The following is a 15,177-nucleotide window of genomic DNA, read 5'->3' on the forward strand; positions in this document are numbered from 1 at the left end:
CAAAAACCCAATAACCAAGCAAAGACTTTCGGTACCTTAACCGAAAATCTGTTGCCTTCCAAGAGCGTCTGACGCAAAAATCTGCAGCGCTCCGATGCAAAAAAATAGTTTGGGTGCAAAATTCTTTGGCCCAAGTAATCTGGGGGAATTACAGATAGATCGGATTTTAGGCAAGCAAAAAGTGACCCTGCACCATGATGCAAGCCGTAGAAAAAATACACTGAAAGGCATTGGTTTATGACCTCTTGTAACACATTTTCCGAGGAAACGCTGACTGCGTTAAGGCTTGATACACCTGGTGTTGAGCAAAGAATGCATTTTGATAGCGCGGGTTGTTCCATAATGGCTCGTTCGGTACTGGATGTGCAAATCAGGCACCTGGAGGAGGAAGCAATTGTTGGTGGGTATGTTGCGCAAGAGCAACATGCGGATCAGCTTGAGGGGTTCTACGATAGTCTGGCAACGCTTTTGGGGGGTGATGCAAGAAACTTTGCGTTCGCTGGAAGTGCTGTTGATGCCTGGACCAAGGCTTTTTACTCCCTAAATCTGCAAAGCGGCGATAATATTGTCACAGCCTACAATGAATATTGCAGCAATTTTGTTGCTTTCATTCATATGAAGAAGACACGTGGCATTGAAATTCGTGTTGCCCCGGCGGGGGAGGACGGCACACTTGACCTAGAAGCATTAGAAGGATTGATCGACAGCAACACAAAGGTGATAAGCGTCTCGCATGTACCGTCGTCGAGCGGTCAGGTAAATGATGTACACGCTGTGGGGGTAATCGCCCGCAGGCATGATGTACCCTTCCTTCTTGATTCCTGTCAGTCGATTGGTCAATTGCCGGTAAATATTAAAGATATTGGATGCGACATGTTGATTGGTACGGGACGAAAGTTCCTGCGAGGGCCAAGAGGTACCGGCTTTTTATACATCAGTGATACGATGCTTAGACAAATAAACCCGGTTGTACTAACCAACCAGTCAGCTGTCTGGACGGCTGACTTCGATTATGAATTGCGGACTGATGCCCGGGTTTTTGAAGCCTGGGAAAGAAGTGTCGCAGGGCAGTTATGTTTGGGGGCTGCCATTGATTATCTTCTTGATATTGGTCCTGACGCCGCTTTCACAGCGATTGCCAGTAATGCCTCTTATCTTCGGAAGAATATTGCCAGCATACCCAATGTGACGTCTACATGCCCTGCAGATGCTTCTGGCGCGATTATCACATTTAATAAAAAAGATAAGGACCCGACAGAGGTGAAAGCTGTGTTGCACGCACGTAATATCGGGGTGCAAACAGCGTCGGTGGTTCATACAAGATTAGATCTTGATGCAAGGGGGATACAGTCAGCAGTACGTGTTTCACCGCATTATTATCACTCCAAAGACGATATGGATGATCTGCTGACGGCTATTGAGGACATTTAGGTGGAGAAAAAGAAACAGAAACCTGTCACGGAAGCGTATTTGGAGCGTGCCGCCTTGCATTATCTGGGGCGGTTTATGTCTTCAAAAGCCAACCTTGTGCAGGTTTTGTCGCGTAAAGTGCAGCGCAGGACAGACTCTTTTGACATAGACAGTGAACACCGTGACTGGATTGTATCTGTTGCAGATAAGTGTGAGCGGCTTGGGTATATTAATGATGCCACTTATGCTGCCACACGTGCAGAAGCGCTTTTAAGGCGTGGCAAGCCCGGCAGGATGATACAGCAAGACTTGCGTCATAAAGGGATTGACCCTGATTTAATTGATCAGGCGATCACAGCACTACCAGGGGCAGAGGAAGACAGTATCAGTGCCGACGAGATTGCAGCCGCAGCATATTTGAAAAGACGCGGCTTTGGTGCCTACAGACGTACAGACCGCACCTATGGGCCTGAAAAACATGAGAAGGAAATAGCATCAATGGCGCGTGCAGGCTTTTCCTACGATGTGTGCAAGCGCATTCTGAATTTGACAAGAGACGAGTTGGAGATCCTTCTGTCTCATGCGAGATAAGCTACTTTTCTCATAGAGCAGTTCACTGTTTAAAAGTTATTCGTCTGGGGTGATTATTCTATGCCGTATTCGTCCAGACGTTCAGGTGTGTCAAGGTCAATCAGGATGGCAGGGTCATGGACCGGGACTTCCCTTACCAGATGTTCATTGGCATGTATGATTTGGCGGCCACCGGTGTCGCCAGCCAGATTTTCAAATAACGACAGGATTGGTCGCCGCCATAAAACCGGGTTGCCGCGCTTTTTCCCCAGTGTCGGGATAAAGATGCCATCATCAGGATTGTCTTGCGCTGCGGTTATTAGTTGCTGGATTGTTTCCTTGTGGACGAAAGGCATGTCACCCAGCGCAATGAAAACCAGCTCTGCCGTATCCGGTATTGCCTGAATGCCTGCACGAATGCTGGATGCCATCCCGCTGGTGTGATCAGGGTTATGGATGGTTCGTATACCATTGTTACCTACCGTCTGGATAATGTGATCTGCGTCATGGCCCAGGACTATTATTGGGGTCGATGTAACAATCGCTTTATAGAGGTCTGTGGTTTTTCTAATCACAGTCTCACTACCAATTTTTCCAAGTAGTTTGTTCCGTCCCTGTGCTCTGCTTGATTGCCCTGCTGCAAGAATGATCGCTGCAGTGTTATTGTCTGCGTTAGTGTCCTGCGACTTGGCAGAAAAGTCAGCATAATAGGTCAGAGCACCATTCAACAAGCCACCACGTCCCATCTTCTGGATGTCTGCGCCAGTTGTTTTCAATTTGGCTGCAAAACGCGCAAGAAGGATATCGGCACCATTCGGGGCAGGGGAACGCGCACAGCCCGGGAGCCCGATAACCAGTTTTTTGCCCAGATGTCCAAGCATCAGCAGGTTGCCCGGATCTACGGGCATCCCTAAATATTCGACCGTACCACCAGCGCTTATAAGGGCCGCTGGTATATCATCCCGTCGGTCCGCAATGGCCGCGCGACCAGCGATAAGAATACAGTCTATATCTGGATCACGGCTGTATGCTTCAATGTTGGAGGCGATCTCCTCTTGGGTGTGCGTGCAAGTTACATGTTTATGCAGTGTGCCTTCAAAGGACTGTAACCTGTTCTCTGTCACCCGTCTGGTTTTTGGGGAAGCAGAAATGTGTGTATCAATCATTGCCGCTTTGAAGGGGGTGAAAGGGTGTACTGTGATAGCCGGCGGCAGTGACTGCAATTGTTCAATGATATCTTTATGTACTGTGAAAGGGATTATTTTGATGGTGGCAATTTTCTGCCCCTTTCGGACAGGCGTCATGGTCGGCAAAGCTGCGACTGTGCAGGCCTCATGTACCTGATTGAAAGCATCAAAAGAATTGCCCAGATCAAGAAGGCCGTTCGTGGATGCATACAAATCCACACGACCACGGGCCGCGTCTGGTATGTGAACCGTGCCTGTGTCCGACGCTATGGCGCGGGCTAAATTTGCCGCAGCGGTGTTTTCATCAATATCATCTTTTTCAGGTTTAAATACGCTTACTAATATATTGATAGTATTTGAAATATTATCGCTATTACTCGTTACATCATTGACGATTTCCAGTGTGATTTCCGTGCCTTTTCCGTATCGTGTGCTGGCCCCGGCGATCGAGTGCGCCAGATACCAACCGATCGCAGATTGGATGTCGCGCGTCTCAAACTGCATTATGTCGCTCGTTTTTCTGCGATGATTTCAGCAAGTATGGAGACGGCAATTTCCTTAGGGGTTTTAGCCTTGATGTCCAGACCGATTGGCCCTTTGATCTTCTGAAGACTTTCTTCTTCAGCCCCCGTCTCCCGTAGTCGTTCCAAGCGCTCGGCGTGCGAGTTTTTGCTGCCCAGTGCCCCAATGTAGAATGCAGGTGATTTGAGCGCGACCATCAGGCCCGCGTCATCCAGTTTAGGGCTGTGTGTCAGAAGGACCACAGCAGTGGTTGCTGATGGTGTGTTAGCGCGCAAATAAACATCGGGCCATTCTGTGACGAGATTAATGCCGGGAAACCGCTCCTCTTGTGCGAACGCTTCGCGTGGGTCAACCACAGTCACATCAAACCCAAGGTCCTTTGCCATCGGCGCAAGCGCCTGGGCAATGTGAACTGCGCCGACAATCACAAGTTCATCAGCCGGTCGAAAGGGTAGGAAAAATAGCCTGTCCATCATCACAGGAACGGGCGATTCACGTAACTCTGTTGATAAAATCTTGGGCGCAGACATTTCACCAGTTCTGGTGTTGATTTCCAAAATTTCGGTTTTCCGATTTTTGATTTTCTTCAGGGCGGTTTCAAGATGTTCAGCTTGACTGTCTTCAACCGTGATCAACAGTATTTCTATCTGTCCGCCGCAGGATAGGCCAACAGCCCATGCATTTTCGTTAGAAATGCCATAACTGAGTTTCTTGGCACCGCCGAAATGCAGCATTGTCATGGCTTCTGCGATGACTTCACCCTCGACACAGCCACCAGACACAGAGCCTTCAAACGCCTGATCCCTACGGATAACCATCATGCTGCCTGCCTGTCGCGGTGCGGATCCCCAAGTGGAAAGTACGATAGCTAAAATTGTTTTATGACCTTCGCCGTGCCACTTCAGCAGGGTTTCAATCTCGTGGATCATACAATCTTGTACCTTTCTACTTTGGATAAAAATGTGATATTGAATAAAATTTGTTGCATGTAGATAAATAAGAGTAAACATGAAAAAACAAGTCCGCAAGATAGCGGTACAATCGGGTTTCTCTTGATTTGCCGAGTGTGGGCGTTATACATCCAAATGCAATAAGCCACCGGAGGGTTGGCATATGGATAATTTAAGGGAATAAACATGTCGCTGTTTAAGAGTCCTGCTGGACGTAATTTTCTGGGCAGTTCGGTAGATTGGTATAAATATACTATCGTTGCCTTTTTGATACTGAATCCAATTCTGTTCTTCTTTGTCAGCCCGTATGTCGCAGGGTGGGCATTGGTTCTGGAATTTATTTTCACCCTTGCAATGGCATTGAAATGCTATCCTTTGCAGCCGGGTGGTTTGCTTGCGTTTGAGGCTGTCATTATTGGAATGACAAGCACCGGAACGATTGAGCATGAGATCGTGGCGAACCTTGAAGTGATCTTGCTTTTGGTCTTCATGGTAGCAGGTATCCACTTCATGAAGGATATGTTGCTGTTTGTGTTCACCAAGTTGATTGTGCGTGTTCGTAACAAGATTGCCCTGTCTTTGATGTTCTCTATGTCCGCAGCTGTTTTGTCTGCGTTCCTGGATGCACTGACAGTGACAGCGGTTGTGATTGCGATTGCAGTAGGCTTCTACACCATCTACCACAAGGTTGCGTCTGGTAAGGATTTCCATAACAAAGATCACAACCACCTGGCTGATGATCAGATGGACCAATATTCCCGCGACGATCTGGAAGGTTTCCGTGCATTCCTGCGTAGTCTTATGATGCATGCAGCGGTCGGTACGGCACTTGGTGGCGTGATGACCATCGTTGGGGAGCCGCAGAATATCATCATCGGTACACAGGCAAACTGGGGCTTTGGTGAATTCTTCCTGCGTATGTCGCCTGTGACTATTCCTGTATTCTTCGTTGGTCTTGCTACATGTGCAACGCTTGAGATCACGCGCACATTTGGGTACGGTGCTCAAATCCCGCCGAAAGTGATGCAGGTTCTTATAGATTATGATGCATACGAATCTGAGCGTCGTACAACACAACAGAAAGCAAGCCTTGTTGCACAGGGTGTTGTTGCAATTTGGCTGGTTATTGCCCTTATGTACCACCTGGCGCCAGTTGGCCTTATTGGTCTGTCTGTCATCGTACTTGCAAGTGCCCTGACAGGTGTTACGGAAGAGCACCAGATTGGTCACGCTTTTGAAGAGGCACTGCCCTTTACGGCCCTTCTTGTTGTTTTCTTCTCGATTGTAGCAGTTATCACGGACAACCAGCTTTTCGCGCCGGTCATTGAATTTGTGTTCTCTCTTGAAGGCCACAATCAGATCACAGCGTTTTATGTTGCGAACGGGTTCTTGTCCGCAATCTCGGATAACGTATTTGTGGCAACCGTTTATATCAGTGAAATCGGTAAGGCTCTTGCTGATGGTATCATCACTCGTGATGTATATGACCTGATGGCTGTTGCGATTAACACAGGTACAAACATTCCGTCTGTTGCAACACCAAATGGTCAGGCAGCCTTCCTGTTCCTGCTGACCAGTGCAATTGCACCGCTTATCCGTCTGTCGTACATGACAATGGTGAAGATGGCTCTGCCTTACACCATTACTATGGCGATCACTGGTTATATCGCTGTTGCATACCTGCTGGTTCCTGCAACTGACAAACTGTATGATGCACACTTGATCAATCATCATACTGATATGCCGCCTGTGGCTGCTTCTAAAGATGCTGGGCATCACTAAAACCAACTAAGCATAACACCGAAAAGCCCGGTCCCAGGATCGGGCTTTTTGCATTCTTGAGAGGCCTTTTATGATTTGTTGTAAATTAACAACAAGATAGAGATATTTAAAATCATTCGATTTCGGGGGTTGCATGAAGATTAATAAATTCTTAATATTTCCTCTTGGCGTTAGTAAACAGGGGGGACTGTATGAGTACGCTTGGTGACGGACAACCCGCTGAGGCAGAGACACTAATCACCGGCAAGGTGAAATGGTTTGATGCTGTAAAAGGATATGGGTTCATGGTGCCCAACGATGAAGACGGGGATGTGTTATTGCACTTCTCTGTGCTTCGGGAAGTAGGTAGGCGGTCGGTTCCGGAAGGAACGACTGTAACCTGTACGGCTGTTACACGGGAACGTGGACGGCAGGCCGTTGAGGTAAAGTCATTAGACCTTTCCACTGCGGTAAAACCAGAGGACCTTGGGCGGTCAAGCTTTTCGCATCCTGGTATGGATGTTGACGTTGCGGACGATTTTGTCGATGTAACCGTGAAATGGTTTAATCGTACTAAAGGATATGGCTTCGTTTCAGAAACTGAAGACGGTGCAGATATTTTTGTGCATATCGAAACGCTGCGCCGTGCTGGCTTGACAGACCTTGAGCCTGGACAGGATGTGCGTGTCCGAATTGGCAAGGGGGAGCGTGGACCGCTGGTTGCGCAGATTGCCTTGCCGGGAGATGCCTAAAGATTTGAGGCCAGACTCTTTCAATAGGGTCTGGCCAATTTTTATTTAGCTCAGCGACGGGCAACTTTTTACCTTGATAGATGACTTGTCTGGGCATCTCCTGTTCAGGCATCAAATCTAGCGGGTAACAGTTTTCTGCCAGCTTCGTCTTGTCTGTCAGAGCAACTGCTCTATAGACAAGCAAGGCAATATACTTTTACATTCCTAAATATATCATAAAATCAAATGGCGAGAGTACCATGTCAGATTACTTAAAGGTCTTGATCTTCTCTTTGTTTATGTTGTTGTCAACGACTGCTAACGGGGCTGATTATTCAGAGCCTCTGGTTATTAATAAGCAGGACGGATCACAAGTTGAGCTTTTAGTTGAGCTGGCGAAAACACCAGAGGAAACCGCCCGCGGTATGATGTTCCGTACGGAGCTGGGCGATAATCAGGGTATGCTCTTTTTGTTTGCAGAATCCCGTAGACAGCGTTTCTGGATGAAAAACACTCTTATCCCGCTTGATATAATTTTTATTCGCGAAAATGGGCGAATTGCAAATATTGTCGCGAATGCGGAGCCAGAGACAGAAACACCCAGAGAATCTGTAGGCCGTGCTATCGCGGTTCTTGAACTGGCCGGAGGGCGTGCTGCTGCCCTTGGCTTAAGTAAGGGGGATCATGTGGATCACCCTTTAATTGGTAAACTGCCCAGGTTGTCTTACTAGTGCCAAAAAATATTAAGCCCTTTGCCAAAATACCGTCTGATGACGTCATAAAAGGCATAAACCCGCCAGAAGGGTATGAGCCGATCGTCTCCAATTCTCCCTTTGGTTGGCGCAGTGGCCCATTGTTTGAAAAGAAAACTACTGACGGGTGGCTCCGGGGGTTTAGAGTGCTTGAGAACCACTGCAATGTTGGTGGATTTTGTCATGGTGGGATGATTATGACATTTGCCGATATTGTAATGTCACGCGCTGTCCTTGAAAAAGCAGACCGTCCATTTGTGACAGTGCGAATGGTGACAGACTTTACGGGCCCAGCAGCGCTGGGCGATTGGGTGACGGGACATGCGCGCATCTGTGGCCTGGAAGGCAGCTTGGTTAGTCTGAATGGGGAAATCTGCGTTGATAATACGCCTATAGCAGGGTTAAATGCAGTGTTTAAAATTATGGGGTCTAATACGAGGGTACAGAGTTGACAGAAGTGGAAAAGAATAAGGACAAAGACCAAAAAGCTGTTTCCCCTTTTGACCGCAAGGTTCAGTGGGGGCAAAAACGTCATTTGATTCTTGAACAGGCTGCTCGCATTTTCAATGAAAAAGGAGCAAGGGCAACAACCTTTACAGAGATTGCCCAGTCTTTGAACCTGACAAAAACCAGCCTTTATTATTATGTGAAGACCAAGGAAGATCTGATCTATCAGTGTTACGGAATGACGCTGGATGTTATGACTGAAATGCTTGATGAGGCTGAAAGTCTGCCTGATGCTCATTCACAAGTCATCAGATTCGTCGAACTGTATCTGCATAACTGGCAGTTGGTTTTCGAGGGTAAGCGTGCACCGCTGGCAATTTTGACAGAAATCCAAACCTTATCAGAAGGACATAGGTCTGAATTAGGGCGCCGGTATATAAATATTGTTGACCGGATTGCAGGTATAATCAGGGAAGGGCGTAATGATGGCTGTATTCGCGAATTAAGTGGCCGTGCCACCGCACGAGCCCTTATGGGTATGCTGGGGTGGTCTGCCGTCTGGTTTGGCTTGCTGAAGCCGCAGGAAATTGGATTGGCCGTTACGCAGGTCGTTGATGTAGTGCGTCAGGGACTTGCCTTTGGCGGACCACGGGGTGCAGTGGTGAAAGGGCTCGAGCTAGGGCAGGTTGCTGATGCTGAAACAGCCAGCTTTGACCGGGAAGAAGTTAGCCAGCGCAAGCGGGACGCCTTTTTGAAAATTGGCTCAACATTTTTTAATGATAAGGGCTTCAAAGCAACGTCCCTTGATGAAATTGCTGAGGCTCTGAATGCGACCAAGGGGGCATTCTATTATCACATCAGAAATAAAGACGAATTACTGTTGCAGTGTTTCGATAGGACAATTCGTCTTTTTGAAGAAATGCAGGACCGGGCTAACGAAACAGGTAAAACAGGTCGGGATAAGCTGGAACGTGCTGCCCGGTATCTGTTTTTCACACAGAACTCTGAACGGGGACCGCTTGTGAACTTCCGTCTTCTGGGCTCCTTGCCGATAGAAGTGCGCCGTAAAGTTATCGATGATATTCGGGTGGTTACAGAAAGATTCGGTGATTTTATCAAGGAAGGCCAAAAAGACGGGTCGATCAAAACGATTAACCCGGAATATGCACAGCAACTCATCACTGGCGCGGTGAACAGTGCAAGCGAGATGACAGACTGGCTTGGTTTAATGGAATTAAAACGTGCGTCTGCTGTCTATTTTGATTTGATTCTAGGGGGAATTGCAGCCTCTGGCAGCTATGATGACAGTGAAGAAATGGTGCTATTGCCTAACTTATAATTTTTTTGTCATTTAGGGCTTGCATTCGCCCGAAGAAGGGACTAGATACTGCCTCGCGTCGGGGAGTGGCGCAGCCTGGTAGCGCACCTGTTTTGGGTACAGGGGGTCGCTAGTTCGAATCTAGTCTCCCCGACCATTTCCCTTAAAGGAGAACGGCATAAATCCCAGCCGAAACCTTTAAAGAAAAAGCCTGACCTTATTCAAGGTCAGGCTTTTTTGTTTGTGAATAAAGGTGTTTAAGAGTTGTTAGGCTGTCATGCCACCAAAATACATGATGGCCGCAATAAACACAGCGATCCAGACCGTTTCTGCCACCAGTACAAAGATTGGGAACAGACCTAGCTGCAGTGTTTTACTGAGCTCACTACGAACGCCCAGAGCAGCGACGCCAGCCGTTAGAAACAGTTTTGAGATGCTGACGATAACCGGTGTTGCACTGGTTGGTATGGCCCCCACGGAATTGATGCCAACCAAGACGGCAAAGACGACCAGAAAGGCAGGAACCACGGCGACTTTTTCTTTTACGCCGCCATTGGTTGCCGCTATGCGACTTGCAATGATGCCTAGCACGACTACAACAGGAAACAGCATTGCAACACGAATCAATTTGACCATCACGGCAGCGTTGCCGGCTTCATCAGAAACAGAAAAGCCCGCGCCCGCTACTTGGGCAACATCATGAATTGTTGCACCAAAGAAAATACCCGCCTGTGTATCATTCCAGCCAAGGTATTCACTAAGAACAGGGTAAATAATCATTGCCAGCGTCGACATGGTTGTAACACCCAAAACCGTTAGTGTTACAAATTGATCATTCTTCTCACTTTTAGGGATCACAGTTGAAATGGCGAGTGCTGCAGAGGCGCCGCATATGCCGACAGCACCACCAGTCAGAACACCAAACCACCCACCGCAGGATGACCTGGCAGACAATATATACCCAAGTATGATTGTTGTAATGATGGCAAGGGCAATCCAGCCTAGTGTCATAGGGCCAAGAGCAACGAAGTCCCCCAGTGTCAGGCGTACGCCAAGAAGGGCAACACCAACTTTCAGCAGTGTTTTGGCAGCAAACTCAAGACCAGCGGCGCACTTCTCATCTGTACGCAGGAAACTGAAGGACATGCCGAGTAAGACCGCGAACAGCATGGTTGGGGCCTCGTAATGTTCCCCAAGGAACATGGCTGCCAAGGAAATAGTGAGGGCGATAATTATACCGGGTGCGTAATTACTGACTATCGTTTTCATCTAACTTTTCCTGTTTGGGAGGCTTCATAAAAGTTCCCATAACAGAAACAGCTCTTAGGTTAAATTAAAATCCTAATAAAGTCATACACGATAGTGATAAATGACTGCTAAGTTGTACAATCTTAGTAAAAACTCTGTCAGCTCTATGTGGAAAGATACTTTTCCTTAAATTTTGAGCTGGCGACGGACCTTAACCTTAGAGACGGCTTTTCAACTATGTGCCATGATAAAATCGCCAGAGGCAGGACGATTAGAAATGTAAGTAATGTCATACTGTCAGGATTGTTCATGCCGTAATAAGACAATATTTGTTGGACGGGGAATGCGTAAATGTATGTACCGTAAGAGTAATCTCCTACGTTATTGTATTTTCGTATGAAGCCTGAGGGGATGTAACCTAACCAGAATAGTAAAACTGCATAAAACAGTAAAAATACGGGTACGAAAAAGTAAGTGTCATGTAGTAAAATTGTAACTAGTAACAATACTACAATGTGGGCAGGGGATAAAAAGATGTGTCGTTGAAATTTGCAAAACATCACGCCCACAAGAAATGCGAACGAAAGGTCTGCCAAATTGGTGATTTGAGAAATATTTGAAAGTGCAAGAAAGTGAGGAGAAAATAATAGATATAGACTTACATAGGTTAATATAATTAACCAAAAGATCAGATTAGAACGAAAAAAGCCAATTATGCCCGCTATTAAGAGTAAAACGTAACAAGCTAACTCATGGGGTAGTGTCCACAAAGACCCGTTTATTGCACTACCGTAAATGTTTTCTTCGAATAAACCAGGAATGCTAAATTGCAACTTTATGAGAGAGATATTTCGAATGACATAACTATATGTTTCCATTGATGAAAAATGTTCGGACATGGATAAGCTTGTTAACATGGGAGCCAGAAGAAAAGCCGTAAGCAATATGACGACAATTAATCCAGGGAAGATTCTGAAGATTCGTGCTGCGGAAAAGTCTATTGGATCGTTTCTTTTAACGTAACTCTGGGCTACCAGAAACCCACTAAGAATAAAGAAGCCGTAAACAGCCAGCTTACCAAGTGAAAAACCTAGGTATGCTTCTAACGGTTCATCAACACCACTCCCTAAAGCGATTGGATAGCTGTGCGATACAATAACGGAGGTCGCAAGAATCATTCTAATTAGATTTAAGTTATTGTCCCGTCCTTCACAGACATCAGATAATTTGGCTGTCAACAACTTTTGCCTCCGTATGAGTATGATTAGCAGAATAGCTACACTTGCTTATAGTGTTACTGGTACCATCATTTTAACTGAACAAATACAAGTTAATATAGAATTATCCGTGCATCATGGAGTTAGCCAGCGATCCGGCGCCAGAGAGGCCCCAGCCGCCATCAACAGCCAATATGACGCCGCTGACATACTGCGCTGCATTAGATGATAAAAACATGGCTGTGTCTGCGATTTCGGATTTTTCACCAAAACGACCCAGGGGCACACTTTTCCGTACAAGGTTCTTAGACTCTTCAGACGGAGCAAGTCGGTCCATGCCTTCTGTATTGGCTATTGGGCCGGGAACAATTGAATTTACCCTGATGCCCATCGGCCCCCATTCAAGCGCCAGAGTGCGGGTTAGCATGTCCACCCCTGCCTTGGCAGCACAAACGTGTGACTGAAACATCATGGGGACATATGCTTGGGGTGCCGAGATATTAATCACACTTGCACCGGGCTGCTTTAAATATGGGTGACAGCTTTGCAAAACATGAAAGGTGCCAAGCAGGTCGATGCTGACAACAGAATTAAAAGCATTGGGTGACATGCCAAGGGCAGGGGCTGGGAAGTTACCAGCCGCGCCGGATACCAGCACGTCAATTTTCCCAAATTCGTCATGGAAGGACTGTGCTGCAGATTTGACATCATCCACATTCCGGACGTCCAGTGAATAACCGGCTGCTTTACCGCCATATGCTTTTAATGTTTCAACGGCCGCGTTGACTTTGTCTTCACTACGGCTGCAGACGCCTACCGTGGCGCCAGCTTTGGCAAAAGCTTCGGCGATACCTAAATTGATGCCGCTAGTTCCGCCAAAGATCAGTACATTTGCGCCAGTATAATCGAAAGATGCTTGCATGATTTCCCTCCTGTAGCTGGGTATGGATGCCCAGAAAAATTCCCTCAGCTCAACTGGTACGACGATTATGGATTGTGTGCAAGAATGTCCTCTGTCCTGCTAGTTGTCTTTTCGGCTAATTTCTCTATTTGCAACGACAGTATGATGGGATATGTTGCGCCAGATTCAGACCTTGAAAAAGGTAGCTTAAAAGGTACCGAAAGGAATACTCATGAAGGCAAGAATATATCGTCCGGCTAAAATCGCGACCCAGTCAGGCACACGCAACACCCACAGCTGGGTTTTGGAGTTTGAGCCAGAGGCCGCTAAAAAAGTTGATAGCCTGATGGGCTGGACAGGGACGTCTGACATGCGTGGTCAGGTTAAACTGAAGTTTGACTGCATGGAGGATGCTAAAGCTTATGCAGAGCGTAATGGTATCCCGTACGATGTTCAGATGCCGCATGTTAAAAAACGTCGCATTCAGGCATATTCAGATAATTTCAAATAATATCAGTCTGGTTGCTATAAAGACTTGAGATTTATCAGGCGGGGATATATGTATCCCCCCACATAGATGCCGACACAGAGAAATTTCTTGATGTGTGTATGGCTTGCGTCCCCTTAGCTCAGCTGGATAGAGCAACGGACTTCTAATCCGTAGGTCGAGGGTTCGAATCCTTCAGGGGACGCCACTTTTTCCAAAAATGCCATTTAAAACAATTGATTGTCCTTGAACGTACGTGACCTAAGTGCGTGGTTAGTCACATCCGGGCTTTATCAGCTACAGTATTGTCACTATGTAACTAGAGAATAAACAGTGCTTTGATTTTAGAGGCTAGCCATCCACCTTATTTTTGTTCAGATGCACAAAAATTGAGAGGGACAGTAGGGAGCATACAGTGAAGGCCGCGACCAGAGGCATGACAGTGCCATTATAGTTATGGCCGATCACGCTGCCAATGATCACAGAAATCATCATTTGAATAGAACTGATAACTGACGAGGCAACGCCGGCGATATGGCCAAGCGGTTGAATGGCTAACGAATTGGTATTGCCAAACAGCAGGCCGAAGTTGAACAGAATGATGCTCAGATATATCAGGAACTCTGTAAGGGTAGGGGCAGCCATGGCCACAAGGCTGAAATAGGCGCCGAAAGACAGGGAGGTTAACATAATGACCGTCAAGGAGATCATACACAGACGCTCCATGCCGAACCGTATGACCAGGCGAGAGTTGAGATAAGACGAAAGCCCAATAGCGACCGCAAGCACACCAAAGACAACGGCAAACAATTCACCAAGTTCATACTGAACCATTAAAATCTGCTGTGAACTGCTAAGGTATCCTATAAACGCCCCGTATACGGTACCAGACGCAATCATATAGCCGCGGGCGGTCCTGTTAGTCAGCGTTTCAACGACCCCGTTTTTTATCATCGTCAGAGAAAACTTAAGCCGGTTTTCCTGTGACAGGGTCTCCGGCAGGCGTACTTGAAGCCAGATGAGTGTTGCAAGGCCGTAAAGAGCCATGCCAACAAAGATCATATGCCAGTCTGTGAACAGGAGAATTGCCTGCCCCAAAGACGGAGCAATGATGGGTACCATTATGAATATCATCATGATCAGGGACATGATCCGCCCCATTTCCCTGCCTTCAAATTTATCCCGTATCATGGCGATCAACACAACACGGCAGGATGCAGCCCCAAACCCCTGCAGGAAGCGACCAGCAAGCATGTAGGTAAGGTCAGAGGAAAATATTGATACCAGATTCCCAATCAGAAAGATTACCAGCCCAACACTAATGGAGAATTTACGTCCGTGACTGTCGGCAAGTGGTCCGTAGATCATCAATCCCATGGAAACTCCAAGGAAAACAATAGAGATAACAAGCTGGGTGTCATTTGCCTCTTCAATCTGGAGACTTTCACCAATTGCACTAAGTGCGGGCAGCATCGCATCTATAGACAGCGCCAGCATCGACATCAGCATGGCCATAAGGGCGATAAATTCCCTGGGGCCAATGTGTTTGTCAGTTGTGGACATATAGGGTCGCTTTCTGATGCAGGCAGGCTCTTCGCCTGCAGATGGTGAGTTTTGTTATTTTTGTACTGTGCTGCAGCGCAATACACAAGGCAGTTTCTGGGGTGAGCACCAGT

The 15,177-nt window shown here is 47.0% G+C and carries 14 protein-coding genes and 2 tRNA genes; 10 read left to right on the forward strand and 6 right to left on the reverse strand.

The features are described 5' to 3' along the window. The first annotated feature begins 237 nt into the window (after window positions 1-237). Window positions 238-1,431, forward strand: a complete 1,194-nt coding sequence (locus IE181_RS10030; RefSeq protein ID WP_191252536.1) for an aminotransferase class V-fold PLP-dependent enzyme — start codon at window positions 238-240, stop codon at window positions 1,429-1,431. Continuing rightward, window positions 1,432-2,001 (forward strand): regulatory protein RecX, encoded by a 570-nt coding sequence (locus tag IE181_RS10035; protein ID WP_191252538.1) that lies wholly within the window; start codon window positions 1,432-1,434, stop codon window positions 1,999-2,001. 53 nt (window positions 2,002-2,054) lie between these two features. Here the strand turns inward: IE181_RS10035 and IE181_RS10040 are convergent, their stop codons facing one another. Continuing rightward, the gene (locus IE181_RS10040) at window positions 2,055-3,671 is read right to left on the reverse strand and encodes an NTP transferase domain-containing protein (RefSeq protein WP_191252540.1); all 1,617 of its coding nucleotides are present in this window, start codon (window positions 3,669-3,671) and stop codon (window positions 2,055-2,057) included. Next, entirely contained in the window at window positions 3,671-4,618 is a 948-nt protein-coding gene (locus tag IE181_RS10045) for an XdhC family protein (protein ID WP_191252542.1), read from the reverse strand. Before IE181_RS10045 ends, IE181_RS10040 begins: the two co-directional genes overlap by 1 nt. Before the next feature lie 207 nt (window positions 4,619-4,825). Between IE181_RS10045 and nhaB the strand changes: the two genes are divergently transcribed. The 6 genes from nhaB (at window position 4,826) to IE181_RS10075 (ending at window position 9,805) form a co-directional block, all read left to right on the forward strand. Continuing rightward, the gene (nhaB, locus tag IE181_RS10050; RefSeq protein WP_191252550.1) at window positions 4,826-6,421 is read left to right on the forward strand and encodes a sodium/proton antiporter NhaB; all 1,596 of its coding nucleotides are present in this window, start codon (window positions 4,826-4,828) and stop codon (window positions 6,419-6,421) included. A 191-nt stretch (window positions 6,422-6,612) separates the two neighbouring features. Then, window positions 6,613-7,152, forward strand: a complete 540-nt coding sequence (locus IE181_RS14765) for a cold-shock protein (RefSeq protein ID WP_191252553.1) — start codon at window positions 6,613-6,615, stop codon at window positions 7,150-7,152. A gap of 239 nt (window positions 7,153-7,391) precedes the next feature. Next, the gene (locus IE181_RS10060; protein WP_191252555.1) at window positions 7,392-7,862 is read left to right on the forward strand and encodes a DUF192 domain-containing protein; all 471 of its coding nucleotides are present in this window, start codon (window positions 7,392-7,394) and stop codon (window positions 7,860-7,862) included. Continuing rightward, window positions 7,862-8,335 carry a PaaI family thioesterase gene (locus IE181_RS10065; RefSeq protein ID WP_191252557.1) on the forward strand — a complete coding sequence of 158 codons (474 nt, stop codon included), beginning with the start codon at window positions 7,862-7,864 and terminating at the stop codon, window positions 8,333-8,335. The genes IE181_RS10060 and IE181_RS10065 overlap by 1 nt, the downstream gene beginning before the upstream one ends. 5 nt (window positions 8,336-8,340) lie before the next feature. Next, entirely contained in the window at window positions 8,341-9,669 is a 1,329-nt protein-coding gene (locus tag IE181_RS10070) for a TetR/AcrR family transcriptional regulator (protein WP_191252559.1), read from the forward strand. A 59-nt stretch (window positions 9,670-9,728) separates the two neighbouring features. Further along, window positions 9,729-9,805 (forward strand) — tRNA-Pro (locus tag IE181_RS10075). 110 nt (window positions 9,806-9,915) lie between these two features. Here the strand turns inward: IE181_RS10075 and IE181_RS10080 are convergent. The 3 genes from IE181_RS10080 to IE181_RS10090 form a co-directional block, all read right to left on the reverse strand. Next, window positions 9,916-10,917 (reverse strand): YeiH family protein, encoded by a 1,002-nt coding sequence (locus IE181_RS10080; RefSeq protein WP_191252561.1) that lies wholly within the window; start codon window positions 10,915-10,917, stop codon window positions 9,916-9,918. A gap of 143 nt (window positions 10,918-11,060) precedes the next feature. After that, complete coding sequence (locus IE181_RS14770) at window positions 11,061-12,137, reverse strand: acyltransferase family protein (protein ID WP_373308368.1); 1,077 nt, start codon at window positions 12,135-12,137, stop codon at window positions 11,061-11,063. 100 nt (window positions 12,138-12,237) lie between these two features. Continuing rightward, window positions 12,238-13,035 carry an SDR family oxidoreductase gene (locus tag IE181_RS10090; RefSeq protein WP_191252565.1) on the reverse strand — a complete coding sequence of 266 codons (798 nt, stop codon included), beginning with the start codon at window positions 13,033-13,035 and terminating at the stop codon, window positions 12,238-12,240. Window positions 13,036-13,246: 211 nt separating this feature from the next. On the opposite strand from IE181_RS10090, the gene IE181_RS10095 reads away from it, so the two are divergent. Beyond that, a complete protein-coding gene (locus tag IE181_RS10095; protein ID WP_191252567.1) occupies window positions 13,247-13,525 on the forward strand; it encodes an ETC complex I subunit in 279 nt (92 codons plus the stop codon). A gap of 107 nt (window positions 13,526-13,632) precedes the next feature. After that, window positions 13,633-13,709, forward strand: a tRNA-Arg gene (locus IE181_RS10100). 143 nt (window positions 13,710-13,852) lie between these two features. On the opposite strand, the gene IE181_RS10105 is transcribed toward IE181_RS10100, so the two are convergent. Continuing rightward, a complete protein-coding gene (locus IE181_RS10105) occupies window positions 13,853-15,064 on the reverse strand; it encodes a multidrug effflux MFS transporter (RefSeq protein WP_229819316.1) in 1,212 nt (403 codons plus the stop codon). Between the last annotated feature and the right edge of the window lie 113 nt (window positions 15,065-15,177).

It is taken from the genome of Kordiimonas sediminis, assembly GCF_014656395.1.
GTDB lineage: Bacteria > Pseudomonadota > Alphaproteobacteria > Sphingomonadales > Kordiimonadaceae > Kordiimonas_A > Kordiimonas_A sediminis.

What these genes read in the sequence shown, in the direction of transcription:
- IE181_RS10080 (WP_191252561.1), bottom strand. Translation starts at nt 10,917, where the DNA reads ATGAAAACGATAGTCAGTAATTACGCACCCGGTATAATTATCGCCCTC.
- IE181_RS10045 (WP_191252542.1), bottom strand. Translation starts at nt 4,618, where the DNA reads ATGATCCACGAGATTGAAACCCTGCTGAAGTGGCACGGCGAAGGTCAT.
- IE181_RS10095 (WP_191252567.1), top strand. Translation starts at nt 13,247, where the DNA reads ATGAAGGCAAGAATATATCGTCCGGCTAAAATCGCGACCCAGTCAGGC.
- nhaB (WP_191252550.1), top strand. Translation starts at nt 4,826, where the DNA reads ATGTCGCTGTTTAAGAGTCCTGCTGGACGTAATTTTCTGGGCAGTTCG.
- IE181_RS10060 (WP_191252555.1), top strand. Translation starts at nt 7,392, where the DNA reads ATGTCAGATTACTTAAAGGTCTTGATCTTCTCTTTGTTTATGTTGTTG.
- IE181_RS10105 (WP_229819316.1), bottom strand. Translation starts at nt 15,064, where the DNA reads ATGTCCACAACTGACAAACACATTGGCCCCAGGGAATTTATCGCCCTT.
- IE181_RS10090 (WP_191252565.1), bottom strand. Translation starts at nt 13,035, where the DNA reads ATGCAAGCATCTTTCGATTATACTGGCGCAAATGTACTGATCTTTGGC.
- IE181_RS14765 (WP_191252553.1), top strand. Translation starts at nt 6,613, where the DNA reads ATGAGTACGCTTGGTGACGGACAACCCGCTGAGGCAGAGACACTAATC.
- IE181_RS10030 (WP_191252536.1), top strand. Translation starts at nt 238, where the DNA reads ATGACCTCTTGTAACACATTTTCCGAGGAAACGCTGACTGCGTTAAGG.
- IE181_RS10040 (WP_191252540.1), bottom strand. Translation starts at nt 3,671, where the DNA reads ATGCAGTTTGAGACGCGCGACATCCAATCTGCGATCGGTTGGTATCTG.